This is a genomic window from uncultured Ellagibacter sp. (assembly GCF_934643285.1).
Classification (GTDB): domain Bacteria; phylum Actinomycetota; class Coriobacteriia; order Coriobacteriales; family Eggerthellaceae; genus Ellagibacter.
Genome location: NZ_CAKUBT010000002.1, coordinates 1 through 16,651, shown reverse-complemented (window position 1 = coordinate 16,651; position 16,651 = coordinate 1). Strand labels below are relative to the sequence as shown.

Here is a 16,651-nt window from a genome sequence, read left to right as displayed (position 1 = left end):
CATGACTGAAATGGCTATTCTTTACGACACCTCCCTGTGCACGAACTGCAAGGGCTGCCAGGTTGCCTGCAAGGTGTGGAATAACCTGCCGTCCCCGATCGGCACCAACGAGAACAAGTTCTCCGGTTCGCTTCAGAACCCGGCAGACCTGAACGGCAACACGCGCCTGATTCAGACGTTCCAGGAGCGCGATGCGGTTCGCGGGCAGAAGCCCGTCGACTGGATCTTCAACCGTCGTTCCTGCCAGCACTGCACCGAGGCCCCTTGCGCCACGGTGTGCCCTGCTGGTGCCATCACGAAGGACGAGGACACCGGATTCGTCCACGTCGATGACTCCAAGTGCGTCGGCTGCCATTACTGCGAAGGCGTGTGCCCGTTCGACGTGCCGCGCTACCGCACCGAGGGCATCCGCGACTACGTTAACAAGTGCACCGGCTGCCCGGATCGCGTGGCTCAGGGCATGGACCCGGCCTGCGTCTCCACCTGCCAGCCCAACGCGCTTCGCTTCGGGCCGCGCGACGAGATGCTCGAGCTTGCCCAGGAGCGCCTTGAGATCTTGAAGGGCCGCGGCTACGAGGACGCCGAGATCTACGGCGCCAACGAGATGGGCGGTCTGCATGTGATTTCCGTGCTGAAGTACGGGCGCGAGGCCACGGGTCTTCCGGCCAACCCGTCCGCTCCGGCAACGGTGGGCATGACCCGCGTTATGAAGCCCGTCACGGGCGTCGTCACCGGCCTCACGGTTGTGGGCCTCGCGGCGATGTTCGCTCTGGGCGTGGGCTACAAGCGCGACAAGCTCGTGTACAACCCCGAGACCGAGGACACCGTCAGCCTGATCACCGGCGACGTCGTCAAGCATGGCGACGCTCAGGACGAGAAGTCCATCAAGGAGCACATCCTTGAGAATCATCCATTCGGCATCGGGAAGGGAGGCAGCGATGAGTAACGAAGCAGTGAACGTTTCTCCTGAGCAGCTTGCCGCTGACAAGCAGTTCCTCAAAGATCGCGAAGCCGCTGGAACCGAGCGCTACATCAAGCGCCACTCGCTGCAGGCTCGTTTGACGCATGGCATCGCAGTTATCGCCTGCATCCTTTTGTGCCTGAGCGGTTGCTTCGTGTTCATTCCGCCTCTGGCCCAGATGGTGGGCTCCGACGTCGTGTTCGTCTTCCGCATGGTGCACCGTGTGTGCGGGATCATCTTCGTCGTGGTTCCGCTGTTCAGCGCTATCGCCTCGCCGAAGGGTGTTGGCCACATCTTTAAGAACCTCTTCGCGAAGTGGACCTCCGACGACAAGAAGTGGATGGCGCTGTTCTTCCCCTACTTGTTCCTGGCAAAGTGGATTCACATGCCCGATCAGGACGAGGTGAAGTCCGGACAGCGCTTCGCCGACGGCATGCTTTGGCTGTTCGGCCTGCTCATGGCTGTTACCGGCGTTATCCTGCTCATCGGCGAGCTGGGTCTTGCCCTCGGCACGACGGCTCATGGCGTCCTGCTGTTCCTGCATGACTTCGGCTTCCTGATGATCGCCGTGTTCGGCTTGGCTCACATCTTCCTGGGTGCGGGCATCTTCCAGCCCTATCGCGGCACCCACAAGCTCATGTTCGGCAACGGCATGGTTTCCGAGTCCGACGCGATCTACCACTGGGGTCACTGGGCTCGCAAGGAGATCACCGAGGGCAAGAACGTGGTTGAGAAGCCTGCAGCCAAGTAACTGATTCTGTTAGCCGTTGTGGCTGGTGGAAAGCTTGATTCGGTGGACCCATCCGATAATCTCGGGTGGGTCCCCGTTCTCTGTGGAGATAAACGGCTCGCTATTTGCCCGCCTCGCGCCAAACGCTTGGGTTGGGGCGAGGCAGGCAAATACGATCGACGAGAAAGGCGTGAACATGAACAACAAGGCTGCCAAGCTTGCGGCGGAGCATTATGGGAAAACGCTCGATGAGGTCGAAGTCTCGCGCATCGATTTCTTCATGAGCCTGTGGGCGGCGCTCGATGGCGCCGACGCGGCGGGGCAGACTGCTGCGGGCTATGAGGCGCCTCCTGCGGAGCGCGTGGCCGCGCTTTCTGAGGCGGAGATTCCCGTGTTCTCGAACGCCTCTGTGGAAATCGACGCCGAAGCGCTTGCTCGCGGAATGTCCGCAGTGATCGCCCGGGCTGCCGAGCTGGGCGGGTTCGACGACGAGATGGCTGCTGCGCTTACGGGCGTCAATTGGGATGATGCCATTGCTGCAAGCGATGTCGCCCTGGCGGGCAAGAGGCCGATGGAGTATCTGGCCGCATTCGCCGAGCAGCTGGTGGACGGCGGTATGACCGAGCTTCAGGCACAGATGGGTCAGCTGTTCGCGTCGCTCGCGCTTCGTTGGCAGCTCGAGGGCCCGGCCGAAGCGGTGGCCCGTGCCCGCAAGAAGGCGAAGGTGTTCTACGACCATCAGATGCACTGCCCCGCATGCGGTGGCGATGCGGCGCTCGCACGCGTGGGCGAAGGCGGCTCGGGCGACGGCCGCAACAAGACCTTGTGGTGCGCGCAGTGCGGAACGAGCTGGGAATTCGATCGCATCCGCTGCCCACGCTGCGGTACGCGCAACCAGGGAAACCTGCACTACTTCAACATCGAGGGCGATGAGGGCCATCGCATCGGCACGTGCGACGAGTGCGGCAGCTACATCCGCACGCGCTTTGCAGGCGAAGGCGACAACGCGCCATATTCTCCTGAGATCGAAGACGTCGTGATGGCCCGCCTCGACGCCGTGGCGATGGACCCCTCTTTTGCGGGCGGGTCGGCCAAGCGCACGGGAGAATAGGCAGGCAAGCAGGCGAATAGTAGAGCGAACCGCGGGTGGTGTGAGCTTTCTTCTCGCTGATGCGGGGTCTCGTTCAAGGGCGTCGACGTTGTCGGCGCCCTCGTTATTTCCCTGACGACGGTCCGCCCAGAGATGCCGTGGCGTCAAAATGAAGTCACCAAAACCCCTCTCGATTCTGCCTTGCTCGTATTGAATCGTCGAAACCACGCAGGTGCGGCCTGGTTCGCCTATACTGATGCTCATCTCACAAACTAACAAGAAGGCGAGTTTTACATGATCGAAGTGCTTTGGCACGGTCGCGGCGGGCAGGGGGCCTTCACGGCGGCACGGCTTTTGGGTGCGGCGTCCTCGTTCGTCGATGGCTCCTATGCGCTGGCGTTCCCCTCGTTCGGTCCCGAGCGCCGAGGCGCCCCCATGCGCGCGTTCACCAAGATGTCGCGCGAGCCGATTGGCGATCGTAGTGCTGTGAGCAGGGCGAACTACGTAATTTACCTCGACGATACGCTGCTTGGCGAAGGTTGGGAGGACGAGCTGCTTCCTGATGGGAAAGTCATCGTGAACTCGGTGCGCTCGTTCGGCGATCCACGCATTGTTGCCATCGATGCGAACGGCATCTCGCAAGAGATTCTTGGTCGGCCGATTCCCAACACGGCGCTTCTCGGTGCGCTGTGCTCGGTGTGCGACTACGTGAGCGCCGACGACGTGAAGCGAGCCATCGAGGGCTATATGCCCGCGAAGCTGCACGAGAAGAACAAGCGCGTAGTCGATGCGGCGCTTGAGGCGGCGGGGAAAACCTGCGCAGCGAGAGTGGTCGTAAATACCGACGAGTCCCCCGAATCCCAGGTCAGCGACTCTGTTTCACGTGAAACGGCCGAGGGGGAGTCTGCTCTTGCGCCCGCTTCCCGCGGCGAGGCGCTCATTCCCACGCTGCAAACCGCTGCGCTCGATCCCGCCGACTTCGCCCATACTACCTGCTACGACGGCGGTTACCTCGTGGCGAAGAACTCAGGCTGGCGCAATATGCGTCCGGTGCTCGATGCCGGGAAATGCACGGGCTGTCTGCAGTGTTACCTGTACTGCCCCGATGGCTGCATCTTCCGTCCTGTGCGGCAGGCGACCGATGCGGCGGGCGCGGCAGCCGTGGCCATCGATTACGATTTCTGCAAGGGGTGCGGCGTGTGCGTCGAGGTGTGCCGCTTCGGCGCGCTTGCCATGGTTCCCGAAAGCGAGGGTGATGAGCGATGAAGCGTTTCCTTTCAGGCGACGAGGCCTTCGCCGAAGGCGTCCGACTCGCGAAACCGCAGGTGATTTCCGCTTACCCCATCACGCCGCAGACCGTCGTGGTCGAACGACTTTCCGAGATGGTGGAAGAAGGCTCGCTCAACGCCGAATACGTACACGTGGAATCCGAGCACTCTGCTCTTTCCTGCGCGATGGGCGCATCGGCCACGGGCGCGCGCACGTTCACGGCGACCTCGAGCCAGGGCCTTCTCTACATGGCCGAGGTGCTCACCTATGCGGCGGGTGGTCGTTTTCCCATCGTGATGATGAACGCGAACCGCGCAACGGCGCTCCCGTGGAACATCTACGGCGATCAGCGCGATTCGCTGGCGCTGCTCGACCATGGGTGGATCCAGGCGTATGCGGAAAACAACCAGGAGGCGCTTGACCTGGCGCTTATGGCATATGCGGTGGCTGAAGACCCCGCGGTGCTCACTCCGTTCATGGTGAACCTCGACGGGTTCGCGCTCACGCATACCTACGAGACGGTCGATGTGCCCGCCGAGGAAGACGCCGATGCGTTCTTGCCGCCGTATCAGGCGACGAACTGCTTCGACTTCGAGCATCCGAAGAACATCGGGTATTCTGCCGGCCCCGACTACAACCGTTATTTCAAGTACTATGAGCACAGAGACATGCTCGGCGCGTTCGAGACGATCGATCGCGTGGAAGCGCGCTTTGCGGAATGCTTCGGCCGTGCGTATACGGGCCCCATCGAAGCGGTGAGCTGCGATGATGCTGAAGTCGTGCTCGTGACGCTGGGCTCGATCGCGGGGCTTGCGCGCGAGTCGGTCGCAAGGCTGCGCAAGCAGGGCAAGCGCGTGGGCCTTCTGCGCATCCGCTACATGCGCCCCTTCCCGGCGAAGCTTATCGCCGAGGCGCTTGCGGGCGCAGCGGCGGTCGGCGTGCTGGAGAAGGATATCTCCTTCGGGGCCGAGGGCACAGTGTTCACCAACGTGAATTCTGCGCTCCAGCAAGCGGGGTGCACGATGCCGACGTTCAACTTCATCGGCGGCCTCGGCGGTGACGACATCACGAGTGCCCAGATGGACGCCATGTTCGACGCGCTGCTCGATAGTGCGGGCGAGCGAGGGCGCGATGATGCTGCCGCCGGGCGGAGCTGCGACGATGCTTCTACCGGCCAGGGAGTTGGACTCGGCCGCGTGAGCTTCCTTGGGATAGACTTTCCCGTTGCAAGCCAGCCTGTATGCTGCGACGATTGCGAAGAAGGTGCGCGATAATGGCGATGAATGCGAAGAACATGCCTGCTGACGAGCTGTTTTTCGGGCATAAGGCATGCGCTGGCTGCGGCGGCTCGCTTGCGGTCCGCGCAGCGCTGAAGGTCCTCGGCCCGAACGCGGTGGCGGCACTGCCCGCGGGATGCATGAGCGCTGTCGGCTTCAACTTTCCCCAGCTGTGCTTTGCGAACAATGCGATGATCACGCCTTTTGCGGCCACGGCGGCTGTGCTCACGGGCATTGAGGCCGGTTTGCGGGCACAGGGGAAGAAGCCCGACGATTGCACGGTCGTCGGCTTTGCGGGCGACGGCGGCACGGCAGACATCGGCATCCAGGCGCTTTCGGGCGCGATCGACCGCAACGACGACGTCCTCTATATCTGCTACGACAACGAGGCGTACATGAACACGGGCATCCAGAAAAGCTCGCTCACCCCCTTCGGCGCTAAGACCACAACGACCCCCGCAGGGAAGAACGCCCACGGATGCCTCACGCAGAAGAAGAACGTGTTCGAGATCATCGCAGCTCACGGGCTTCCCTATGCCGCAACGGCGAGCGTCGGGTATATGAACGACTTCCTGAAAAAGCTCGAGCGCGCGAAGGGTATCCACGGTACGCGGTTCATCCACGTGATCGCGCCGTGCCCGACGGGGTGGGGTGCCCCCGAGTCGAAGATGGTCGACCTCGCCCGCGATGTGGTCGATTGCGGGCTGTGGTATCTCGCAGAATATGAGGGCGAGCAGGAGAGCGGCGTCCCTGGCGGGAAGTTCACGCTCAACCGCAAGCCCCGCGAGTTCGCGAGCGTGCGCGATTATCTGAAGAGCCAAGGCCGCTTCCGTGCTCTTAGCGACGAGGAGATTTCCCTGGTCGAGCGCTCGCGCGATGCGAAGTGGGAAATGATCGAGCGCGATTGGGCTTAACGCTAATCGTCAACCCCGAGCTGGGCTTCGTGGCGCTCGCCCTTGTCGATGATGTCGACCGACTCGACGCTCGAGACGTCGCCGCCTTCGACTCGATACTCGGTGAGGCGCAGGTCCATGGTCTCGATATCGCTCGTCGGCTTTTTCAGCTTTACAACGAGGGTCGATCCTTCTTGGGTAATCGACTCGATTTCTTTCCCGGGAATCGACCCTCCCGAAAGTTGCACCTGGATCCAGCCGTCTTGCGGCTTCCATCCTGCACCTGGCATGGCAACGATGGCGCCGCCTGAAACCTGCATGCACAATACGGGCAGGTCATCGTCTTGCGTCCAGGTCCACGTGGCTTTGGCGTCGTTCGAGGCACTGCAGCCGAGTGCCGTTGCGGCCACGGCTGTGCACGCTGTCGTCACAAATGCCCTTCTCGTCATGTGTTTTGCCATCGTCGCCTCCGTTCCGAGCGGCCTTCATTGGTTGCCATTGTCCCATATTCGGCACGAGGGCGTCGAGCGAGCCTTGCAGCAAAGATGCTTTTGAAACCGATTTGCCACCCCCACCCATATTCTATTACGTCGAATTGAAGCAATGGGTATGGTGAATCACCTCGTTGTCTTATCAAATAGCTAGGCGCGAATCAATGAAACAGCAGGTGGTGATAAATAGCGAACAATATATTGAGGTAACTATTTACGATATTGTCATCCTGCAAATACCCAAAAAGTGCTAGTATATTGAATTCGTAAATCCGTAGTTGGAAATGTCCCTCTATTTCAAGGGACTTGCCTATGACGAGAGGCAAATATGACCAGCTGAAATTGCGGAGATAGTTAGGCCGTAAGCTTCATTAGAAGCGAAGGCTGACGGGGTGAGGAACATGAATAACACGATAAAGCACATGAGAGAGGCTGAAAGCTCGGCCAATTGCACATCATGGGGCAACAAGGTTGTCTCTGTCGTGCTGTCTGCCGTCTTGTTGGGTTTCGGCTGGCCTGCCGTGAATCCTGCCGAGGTGTATGCGGAAGATGGCGCGGCCAACGCTGGAGGGAGCTATCAGCTGGTTGGCGACTCCGCAGGTCGCGCGGCATCGACCGGCGAAGGGGCCGACACCGCCTCTCGTGCAAACGATGAATCTGCCGGGAGCTCTTCCCCTGCCCTTGCGGGCGTGGAATCCGACGCTGCGGGCGATAGCGGCAATCCCAACACCCCCCCTCAACCACTAGTAGCACAACCAGCAAGGGGGCTGCTGATCCTTTCGCCGCCTCGGACGCCACGGTTGCGCAGTCTCTTTCCATCACCGGCTCCGACACTGTTGCCCAGTTCTCAACCGCACAACTGACGGGAACGACGAGCCCCGCAAATGCTGAGGGGGCTTACGTCTGGTCCTCGAACAATGACAACATCCTCACGGTCGACCAAAGCGGAATGGTGACGGGCGTCCGCCAAGGCGCCGCAACAGTCACGCTGAGCTATACGAGCCCGGACGGCAACACCACGCTTGCGGCGACACACGACGTGACGGTCACTTCTCCCACGGCTGCAACCCATAGCGCCCTCTTCTATTACCTGAACAACCCCAACGGATCGCTCGATTCCACCAGTACAACTCAGTGGACCAGCCTCGGTAGCGGCAGCGTGAACCTCACCGGGCTCAACAGCAGCAATTTCCCAAAAGATAACGGTGATACAGCCATTTTCGATCGCGTTTCCGATCGTGTGATCACCTGGCCCGACGAATCAACGGGGGACGAATACCAGGTTGCTCGCGGAAGCAGCGATTGGAACAAGATCTTCAAGGCGTACAAATCGGTAATCGAGGGGATGCTGCCGGGCGTCACGGTGACCGATGATGACGTGGAATCCATCAGCATCAAGCCGTATAAGCTGACGAACAACAACGATGGCTACCATGTCGACTGCTCCGTGTCCATCACATGCCGCAACCTCTTCAACGCTCGCTATTACGTTGACGACCCGACGACGCCGGGCGAGGGATTCCAGCTTGTCGCCTCGAAGCTGACGTATCGCGAGGGCGATACCACCGACATCGCCGACTTTCCTGACGTGAGCCTTCCGCCTTCCAAGAAGGTTGGCGGCATCGAATATACCTTCAATGGGTGGTATACCGACCAGGCCTTAACTCAGCAGGTGGAGCTTCCCTACACGATAGACGGGAACGTCAACTTCTACGCCAAGTATCTTTCGGGGCGCCAGGTCATCTACGATTTGGCGGGTGGAAGCTGGAACAACAGCGACGCTCTCGTGCATGCTGCCCAAGAGGGCTCGACGCAGACGGTGAAAGCCGAGCCTACTCGCGTGGGGCACGAATTCGCTGGCTGGACTGTTTCGGGTCTCGATGGCGTGACGACGCTTGAAAGCGGCGCGAGCTTCACCATGCCCGACAACAACGTTACGCTTACGGCGACGTGGAACGAATTGCCCGCCTGCAAGGTGAAATACCTGGAGAAGGGCACTGACAAGGAGCTTTCCCCTGCTGACATGCTCTACGGGCACGCCGGCGATGTCGTGATGGCAAACGCGAAGAGCGACATCGAAGGCTATCACCTGGTCGATCCGACGCAGGCGTCTAGGGAAGCGACGCTCGTCGAAGGCGAGACGCCCGAAATCGTCTTCTACTACGAGAAGGACGCTGCCAACTATCAGGTGAACTATTTCCTCAACGGCACCGAGCAGAAGGTTGCCGACTCCGAGACGCTGAGCGCCCCGTGGGGAAGCGAGGTTGCGGCCTCCAACCTTGCGAAGGCTATCGACGGATATACCGTAGTGCCTGGTCAGACAGCAACTGCAACTGTCGAACTCGACGGCAGCACCGTCATCAACGTCTACTATTACCAGAATGTGACCCTCACGGCGAATTCCGCGACGAGGGAATACACGGGCGAGTCGCAGCGCGTCAAGGGTTACACCTGCGATGTTGCGGACGCCGCGTTTGCGGGCATTACGCTCCTGGGCGGCAAGGGAACCGATGCGGGCGACTATCCGTATACCTTCGCTGCGGGAGCGGTCGGCACGGTGAGCGCTGACGGCAAGTTCATCGTTGCGAAGACGAATGACGGCAAGCTCGTGATCAGCCCGAACTCCCAGCAGGTAATCGTCAAAATCAAGGGAAACACAGGCGGCGAGAAGTATGACGGCACGGAGCATAGCGTCGAGGGCTATGCCGTCTCCTACGTGGTCGGCGGCGCCGCGAGCGCCGACGCCCCCGCCGGCTTCGACGCGGGCGACATCTCGTTCGCGGGCGCGGCGAAGGCTGCGGGCACCGACGCGGGCGGCTACCCCATGGGCCTTAAGGCGGGCGACTTCGGCTACGCCGGCAAGAACTTCTCGAACGTCAGCTTCGAGGTGGAGGACGGCCACCTCGACATCTCGAAGCGCGCTCTGATCATCAAGCCCAAGGACGCCTCCCGGGTCTACAACGGCGAGGCGCTCGAGGCGAGCGAGTGGGAGGTCGCCGAGAGCTCGCCCGACCAGTTCCTCGCAGGCCAGGGCATCTCCAACCCCGTGTTCTCCGGCTCGCAGACCGCGCCGGGGACGAGCGAGAGCTCCATCGTCGGGTGGGACTACCAGGAGAACACCAAGGCCGGCAACTACGAGATCCGTACTGAGAAGGGCACGCTCAACGTGACCTCGCGCGGAGCGACCGAGACCATCACGGTCGAGGCTAACTCGACGTCGGTGACCTACGACGGCGAGATCCATTCCGCCGTGGGCCTCAAGACTACGGAGTTCGTGGTCGGCGGAAAGACATACACGGTCTCCGGCCTCTCCACCGAGGATCCTTCCGCGACCGATGCGGGCACCTACACCAACAACATCACCGGCACCGCCAAGGTGACCGATGCGGCGGGCAACGACGTGACGGGCGAGTTCGACGTAGAGATCAAGGACGGCTCGCTCGTCATCGACCCAGCTGAGGTGACCATCAAGCCCAAGGACGCGAGCAAGCCCTACGACGGCACGTCGCTTGTGGCGAGCGAGTTCGAGGCCTCCGGCTTCGTCGGGGACGACGGCGTCGAGGGCGTGACCTACGGCGGGTCGCAGCTCAACTTCGGAGAGAGCGAGAGCACCATCGCGGGGTTTGCGGCGGCTGGTTCCACCAAGCTCACCAACTACCGGATCACTTTGAGCAAGGGTAAGCTCAAGGTGACCGCCAACGCCGAGAGGGTCGTCGTCACCATCAGGGAGAACAGCGCGACGTTCCCCTACGACGGCGAGGCTAAGACTGCCGAGGGCTACAAGGTCGTAGGGATCTCCTCCTCTCTCTACGAGAAGGGCGACTTCGCCTTTGTGGGCGACGCCGCGCATAGAAGCGTCACCGCTACCGACGCCGGCGACTACGACATGGGCCTGCTCCCCAGCGACTTCGAGAACAGGAGCGCCAACTTCTCGAACGTGGTCTTTGCGATTGAAGACGGGCAGCTGCACATCGTCCCCGGCGCGATCGATAAGGACGCCGTCACGTGGGACGTCCACAACGTGCAGAAGGTCTACGAGGGCGAGCCCCTTTCCGCCTACCATGCGCGCGCCTGGGACAAGCACGGCAACGAGCTCTCGGTCGAATACAGCGTCGACGGCGTGAACTGGGTGAGCGACCCCTCGAAGGTCTCGTTGACGCATTTCGGCCATCTGGCCGTTGCGCTCCGCGCGACGGGGGCCAACTACGCGGCCGGCGAGTACGCGACGGGCTCTGAGAACGTCGCCATCACGAAGCGCCTCGTCACGCTGGAGTCCGGGGGCGCGGACAAGACTTACGACGGCACGCCGCTCACTAACGGTGCCGTCAGCGTCACGCCCAAGGGCGAAGGGGCCGGCTTCGTCGACGGCGAGGGCGTGACCATCACCGTCACGGGCTCGCAGACCGACGCCGGCGAGAGCGACAACACCTTCTTCTTCTCGTTCAACGAGGGGACGAGCGGGGATGACTACCTGGTGACCGCGAAGTGCGGCAAGCTCAAGGTGACCGCGAACTCCCAGCAGGTCGTCGTCAAGGTCGTCGGGAACCGCGGCTCCTCCACCTACGACGGCACGGAGCACGGCGTCGAGGGCTACACCGTCTCCTACGTGGTCGGCGGCGCCGCGAGCGCCGACGCCCCCGCCGGCTTCGACGCGGGCGACATCTCGTTCGCGGGCACGGCGAAGGCTGCGGGCACCGACGCGGGCAGCTACCCCATGGGCCTTAAAGCGGGCGACTTCGGCTACGCCGGCAAGAACTTCTCGAACGTCAGCTTCGAGGTGGAGGACGGGCAGCTTGTGATTACCCCCGCGACCCTCACTGTCACTACGCACGGCGCGTCGAAGCCCTACGATGGCACGGCGCTCACGGCCCCGGGGGAGATTTCGGGCTTCGTGAACGGCGAGACCGCCAGCTTCGCCGCCACCGGCAGCCAGACGCTTGTGGGCGCGAGCGCCAATTCCTACGCCATCGCGTGGGACGGCACTGCTAAGGAATCGAACTACAACGTCGTGGAGGGCGCCATCGGTACCCTCGAGGTCACTCCGAGCCAGGTGGCAATCACCGTCACGCCGCGCGACGGCAGCAAGGTCTACGACGGCAAGCCGCTGACCAGCGCTGGTATCGATGTCGACGGTCTGCCTGCGGGCTTCACGCTCGAGGCCGCGACCAAGGGCACCATCACGGACGCCGGCGAGCTTTTGGCCGAGATCGACGCTTCCACCATTGTGATCAAGAATGCCGCCGGCGAGGACGTCACCGCCCAGTTCGCCAATGTGACGTGCGGGAAGGCCCCGCTCATCGTGACCAAGCGTCCCGTGACGGTAACTTCCGCGACGGATTCCAAGGTGTATGACGGTGCCGCGCTCACCAAGCACGAGGCAATGGTGACGGCTGGGTCGCTCGTCGAAGGCGAGAGCTTCGGCTACGACTTTACGGGCGAGCAGACGGCGGTTGGCGCCTCCGACAACACCTTCACCGTAAAAGCTGGCGCGAACACGAGCCTCGACAACTACGAGATTACCCAGGTGAACGGCACGCTTACAGTTATCGCGTACACGCCGCCGGCACCTGGCCCTGGCACGGATGAGCCGACGCCCGGCCCCGGCAAGAATCCGTCGACGCCGAATGGCCCGACGAATTCTTCCGATGTGACGCCGTCGGGCTCGACGACGCCGAGCGATATGGGTTCCGACTCCACGGCAACCGATTCGAAGGCGACCACTACGCCGAAGAGCGCCGACAAGGCAACTTCCGGAAACGACGCTCAGTCGGAAGGAAAGCAGAGCTTCGAGAACGCGCCGGCCGCTGAGCAGCCGACGAGCTGCTGGGTGCATTGGCTCATGCTTCTCGGCACCATTGCAACGCTGGTTTACGGTGCGGTCGTCTTGCTGCGCCGCCGCCGCATGACCGCCGCTCTCGACAAGGAGATGGACGCGGTTTTGTCGGGCGCCAAGGAAGGAAGTGGCAAGTAATGAAGAAGAGCAACTGGATCGGCCTCGCCATTGCCGTGCTGATAGACGTATTCCTTCTGTGGTTGTGGTTTTTCCTGGGCTTTAATCGGGTTGACAGCCCGCTTGACCTGGTGATTTCCATCATCTGGCTGGTGGTTATCGTCGCGGTTATCGTGGGAGTCAATCGCCTCGAGCGCCAGCGCGAGAAGCGGTTGCGCACCATCTACGTGTCGCCGACGGCGGTCTTCAACAAGGAGCGCGGCCTCGTGTCGCTCGGGTCCGCGGCGGCGGCGCCGAGCGTCATGGAGGGCATCCTGAAGGATATGGAATACGGCTTCAATCTGAAGGAGATGCCGAAGTCGGAAGAGTTCGACTGCCGCTACGTCGTGCAGACTGACGAGTACAAGGCGGCTGGTGGGGAAGGCGGCGAGCCGACCTGGAAGGGGACCGTTGTCGCGATCGCCCGCGTGGCGGGCAACAGAGAGATGCCGTTCTCCTCGCGCAGTGAGCTGGCGGCCGCCCTCTCATAAGAGGCGCCGCCTTGCCTGCTCGCCTTCTCGCTTGCCTTGCCGCTTGCAGCGTGGCCCCCTTCTTGCAGTTCCCGTAGAAAGCGAATAGTTCCTGCTCGTTTGGGGGTGCAAAAGCGCTACCATGTGGCGTTGATTTCGAGAAAGTCACGAAGGGGACCCATGTTATCCGAACGAGTGCTCACTAACCTGGTCAAAGGCATCGCCAAGCAGCACCTTGACCTGCATCCGACCGACGAGAAGTTCTTCCCCGGCCCGAAGCCCGGCGAGAAGTACATGCTCTACATGCACGTGCCGTTTTGCCAGGTGCTTTGCCCATATTGCAGCTTCAATCGCTATCCGTTCCGCGAGTCCGTTGCGCGTCCGTATTTTGAGAACATGCGCAAGGAAATGATGATGCTCAAGGACTTGGGCTACGACTTCGAGAGCCTCTACATCGGCGGCGGCACGCCGACCATCATGCTCGACGAGCTGTGCAAGACGATCGACCTTGCGCGCGACAACTTCAGCATCAAGGAAGTGTCGTCGGAGACCAACCCCAACCATCTCGTGCAGCCGTGGCTCAACGAGCTGAAGGGTCGCGTCCAGCGTCTGTCCGTCGGCGTGCAGAGTTTCAACAACGACCTGCTCAAGCAGATGGACCGCTACCACAAGTACGGTTCGGGCGAGGAAATCTTCGAGCGCATCGGCGAGGCGGTTCCGTATTTCGACTCGCTCAACGTGGACATGATCTTCAACTTCCCCTCGCAAACCGAGGACATTCTCTTCAGCGACTTGGAGAAGATCGTCGAATGCGGCGCGCGCCAGACCACGTTCTCGCCGCTCTACATCTCGTCCGCAACCACGCGCAAGATGGTCGAGACGCTCGGGCGCATGGATTACAACCGCGAGTACCGCTACTATCAGATTCTCGACGGCGTGCTTGCCGGCGGAGACCACCCGTTCTTCGAGCGCGATACCATCTGGACATTCACGCGCCTGAATGACCAGGGGAAAAAGGACGTCGAGCTGCCGTTCGAGGAGCTGCAGGTATCCTACAACGAGTACCCGGCGATTGGTTCGGGCTCGATCACGCACTTGAACGGCTGCCTGTACGTGAACTCGTTCAGCCTGCAGGAATACAACGACGCCATCCAGGCGGGGCACATGTCCATCATGGGCAAGTCGGTCATGGCGAAGCGCGATTTGGAGCGTTACTACTTCCTTCTGCATCTCTACCAGCTGCATCTCGACAAGCGCGCGTTCGAGCGCGAATTCGGCGAGCCGCTTGAGCTGGCGCTGCCGATCGAGCTGGCGTTCATGCGCGCGAACAGGTCGTTCGCAATCGACAACGACGACGAGCTCACGCTGACGACGAAGGGTCGCTACCTGACCCTTGTCATGTATCGCCAGTTCCTTTCGGGCATGAACAACCTGCGCGACCAGGCGCGTGCGGCGCTTTCCGGTCCCGAGCGCGAGCTGCTCTTCGGGGACGGCGAACCCGAAATCCAGATGGCGTGCTAGGGGGGCTTTCCTTCCTAGCGGAACAACCTTATAGCTGGAAGCGAAGCGGGCGATTGGGATGGTCGCCCGCTTTTTGTATCCGGGTTGGATTCGCTCCCTGCTGCCGATGAGGGGCTCGGCCTTGCGGCGCTTGCGTTGTCCCAGGTCCAGCACGTAGCAGGTGAGCCCGCTATCGCCTTCTAGCGGTTTTGCAGGTAGCGCATGAGGATGGTCGCCGCCTCCGCGCGCGTCGCGTTGTCGATCGGGTTAAGCCATGCCTTGTTGTTCGCGTCGATCTTGCCTGAGATGATTCCCTTGTCGACAGTCCAGCTCAGGGCCGTTTTTGCCCACGAATCGACCGCGTTGGCGTCGGGGAACTGCCCAAGCTTCACGCCGTCGCTCGTGGGATTCTTCCCGTCCATCCGCTTGGCAAAGTTCGCCAACATGACGGCGATTTCCTCGCGCGTGATGGATGCGTCGGGGCGAAAGTCGTTGCTGTCGCCATAGCCCTTCACAATCTCGGTCGCGCGCGCCCATCGGATGGCGTCCCCGTAATAGCTGTCGTAGTCGACGTCGGCGAACGCTGTCGTAGACATGTCCGCCTGCGGGGAACCCTGAAGGCGCCACAGCATAGTGATGAGCTGCCCGCGCGAAAGCGTGTCGTTGGGCCCGAACGTGCCGTTATCGTAGCCTTTCATGATGCCGCGGCTCGACACGTACTCGACGGCCTGCAGGTACCAGGCGCCGTCTTCCAGATCGCTGAACGACTTGTTGGGCTCGGGTGTCGGGGTGGTGGAGCCGCCGGGCGTCGGCGTCGGGTTGCTGGGCTCAGGCTTGCTGTCGAGGTAGGCGAGACAGTCGGCGAGCTCGTTTCGGTAGCGATTCTGGTAGCTGGACACGTACTGGCTGTTTACGTAGGGAAATTCCGCCACGTGGTCGACGATGTAGTTGCACAGCGTGGTGACGAACTCTCGGTCGCTCATCGTGCCGGAGAGACCCGCACCGTCGTAGTGTTTCCCGTAGAGCGTGCCGCCGACGAAGAACTGCATGCCGCCCGATCCAAACAGGTTGCAAATGCCGCTGACCAGGCCTTTCACGCAATCGCTTCGGTTGTCCATATTGAAGTTGTGCGCGTTGTTGTTGCACAGGCGCAGCGCGTATTCGACGTATTCCTGATAGAACCAGCCGTCCTGCAGGCGCGAGAATTCCTCGGGATTCGCTTGGTAGGCAGCGGACCACGAATCGTTCAGCCTCTTGCCCGTGTCGGTTAAGGCCTTCTTGTTCGAGTCGTAGAGTTTCACGTTCGAGATGTCCACGCTTGCGTCCTTCAACCACGCAAACATGGAGTAGCGTGTCGGGCTGTAGTTGTAACAGGCGACGAGGAAATCCTGCAGGCCGTAGCGGTTGTCGAACTGGTAGCAGCCCATGGCGTGGTAATTGTCGCCCGCGGAGAGGAGCATGTCGTAGCCCTCGCCGCTTGTGAGCCTGTTGCCGCTCTCGTATTTCGTGAAGTAGAGGAATTCGTCGGAGAACGCGTCGTGCGGTGCGACGGTCGCGTTGAGGTTGACGCTTTGCAGGGTGACGCCCTCATCTTCTGCCTGGGCAAATGCCTGCCTGTCGATGGGGATGCGGGTGGGCGCAGGGGACGGGGCGGTCGCGCTTTCTTCCTGCGCAAACGCCACAGCGGGCATGCACCCGGCAACAAGTGCGAGCGCGCACGCGATGGAGATGATTTTCATCCGTAGGTCGGTCATGGGGTCCTCGTTTCGTTTAGGCTGCGTTTGTGGGTAACGTGGCGTGACCGTGTTTCCCCTGATTGTAGCGTAGGCTTTCTCCGTACGTGCGCTTATCGCCGTCATTTTTCGAAATCATGGGCAAAAATGCAAGCGATGTTGCCATATATTGCGAATCGCCATATACTGCGTATTGCAATATATGGCGAAAAGAGGTTCTCATGGGCAAGGTTGCGAGTGCGGAAGCG

12 protein-coding genes are annotated in these 16,651 nt (G+C 61.4%); 9 read left to right on the top strand and 3 right to left on the bottom strand.

What is annotated here, in order from left to right:
• Position 1: 1 nt before the first annotated feature.
• The 6 genes from Q0I65_RS01575 (at position 2) to Q0I65_RS01550 (ending at position 6,241) form a co-directional block, all read left to right on the top strand.
• On the top strand, positions 2-946 hold the full coding sequence (locus Q0I65_RS01575) for a 4Fe-4S dicluster domain-containing protein (RefSeq protein ID WP_296059048.1): 945 nt from the start codon (positions 2-4) through the stop codon (positions 944-946).
• Positions 939-1,712 carry a cytochrome b/b6 domain-containing protein gene (locus tag Q0I65_RS01570; protein ID WP_296059046.1) on the top strand — a complete coding sequence of 258 codons (774 nt, stop codon included), beginning with the start codon at positions 939-941 and terminating at the stop codon, positions 1,710-1,712. The genes Q0I65_RS01575 and Q0I65_RS01570 overlap by 8 nt, the downstream gene beginning before the upstream one ends.
• A 175-nt stretch (positions 1,713-1,887) precedes the next feature.
• Positions 1,888-2,802 carry a formate dehydrogenase accessory protein FdhE gene (locus tag Q0I65_RS01565; protein WP_296059044.1) on the top strand — a complete coding sequence of 305 codons (915 nt, stop codon included), beginning with the start codon at positions 1,888-1,890 and terminating at the stop codon, positions 2,800-2,802.
• Between the two features lie 273 nt (positions 2,803-3,075).
• Complete coding sequence (locus Q0I65_RS01560) at positions 3,076-4,047, top strand: 2-oxoacid:acceptor oxidoreductase family protein (RefSeq protein ID WP_296059042.1); 972 nt, start codon at positions 3,076-3,078, stop codon at positions 4,045-4,047.
• A complete protein-coding gene (gene porA, locus Q0I65_RS01555; protein WP_296059040.1) occupies positions 4,044-5,324 on the top strand; it encodes a pyruvate ferredoxin oxidoreductase in 1,281 nt (426 codons plus the stop codon). The genes Q0I65_RS01560 and porA overlap by 4 nt, the downstream gene beginning before the upstream one ends.
• Positions 5,324-6,241, top strand: coding sequence for a thiamine pyrophosphate-dependent enzyme (locus tag Q0I65_RS01550; protein ID WP_296059038.1), 918 nt, complete (start codon positions 5,324-5,326; stop codon positions 6,239-6,241). Before porA ends, Q0I65_RS01550 begins: the two co-directional genes overlap by 1 nt.
• A 2-nt stretch (positions 6,242-6,243) precedes the next feature.
• Here the strand turns inward: Q0I65_RS01550 and Q0I65_RS01545 are convergent, their stop codons facing one another.
• Positions 6,244-6,681, bottom strand: a complete 438-nt coding sequence (locus Q0I65_RS01545) for a hypothetical protein (protein WP_296059036.1) — start codon at positions 6,679-6,681, stop codon at positions 6,244-6,246.
• A gap of 847 nt (positions 6,682-7,528) precedes the next feature.
• On the opposite strand from Q0I65_RS01545, the gene Q0I65_RS01540 reads away from it, so the two are divergent.
• From Q0I65_RS01540 to Q0I65_RS01530, 3 genes are all read left to right on the top strand, one after another.
• Positions 7,529-12,682 carry an InlB B-repeat-containing protein gene (locus Q0I65_RS01540; protein ID WP_296059541.1) on the top strand — a complete coding sequence of 1,718 codons (5,154 nt, stop codon included), beginning with the start codon at positions 7,529-7,531 and terminating at the stop codon, positions 12,680-12,682.
• The gene (locus tag Q0I65_RS01535) at positions 12,682-13,191 is read left to right on the top strand and encodes a hypothetical protein (protein ID WP_296059033.1); all 510 of its coding nucleotides are present in this window, start codon (positions 12,682-12,684) and stop codon (positions 13,189-13,191) included. Before Q0I65_RS01540 ends, Q0I65_RS01535 begins: the two co-directional genes overlap by 1 nt.
• A 159-nt stretch (positions 13,192-13,350) precedes the next feature.
• Complete coding sequence (locus Q0I65_RS01530) at positions 13,351-14,691, top strand: coproporphyrinogen III oxidase family protein (RefSeq protein ID WP_296059031.1); 1,341 nt, start codon at positions 13,351-13,353, stop codon at positions 14,689-14,691.
• A 179-nt stretch (positions 14,692-14,870) separates the two neighbouring features.
• On the opposite strand, the gene Q0I65_RS01525 is transcribed toward Q0I65_RS01530, so the two are convergent.
• Positions 14,871-16,424 carry an S-layer homology domain-containing protein gene (locus tag Q0I65_RS01525; RefSeq protein WP_296059029.1) on the bottom strand — a complete coding sequence of 518 codons (1,554 nt, stop codon included), beginning with the start codon at positions 16,422-16,424 and terminating at the stop codon, positions 14,871-14,873.
• Between the two features lie 16 nt (positions 16,425-16,440).
• A partial coding sequence (locus Q0I65_RS01520) for a hypothetical protein (protein WP_296059027.1) occupies positions 16,441-16,651 on the bottom strand: 211 nt, incomplete at its 5' end.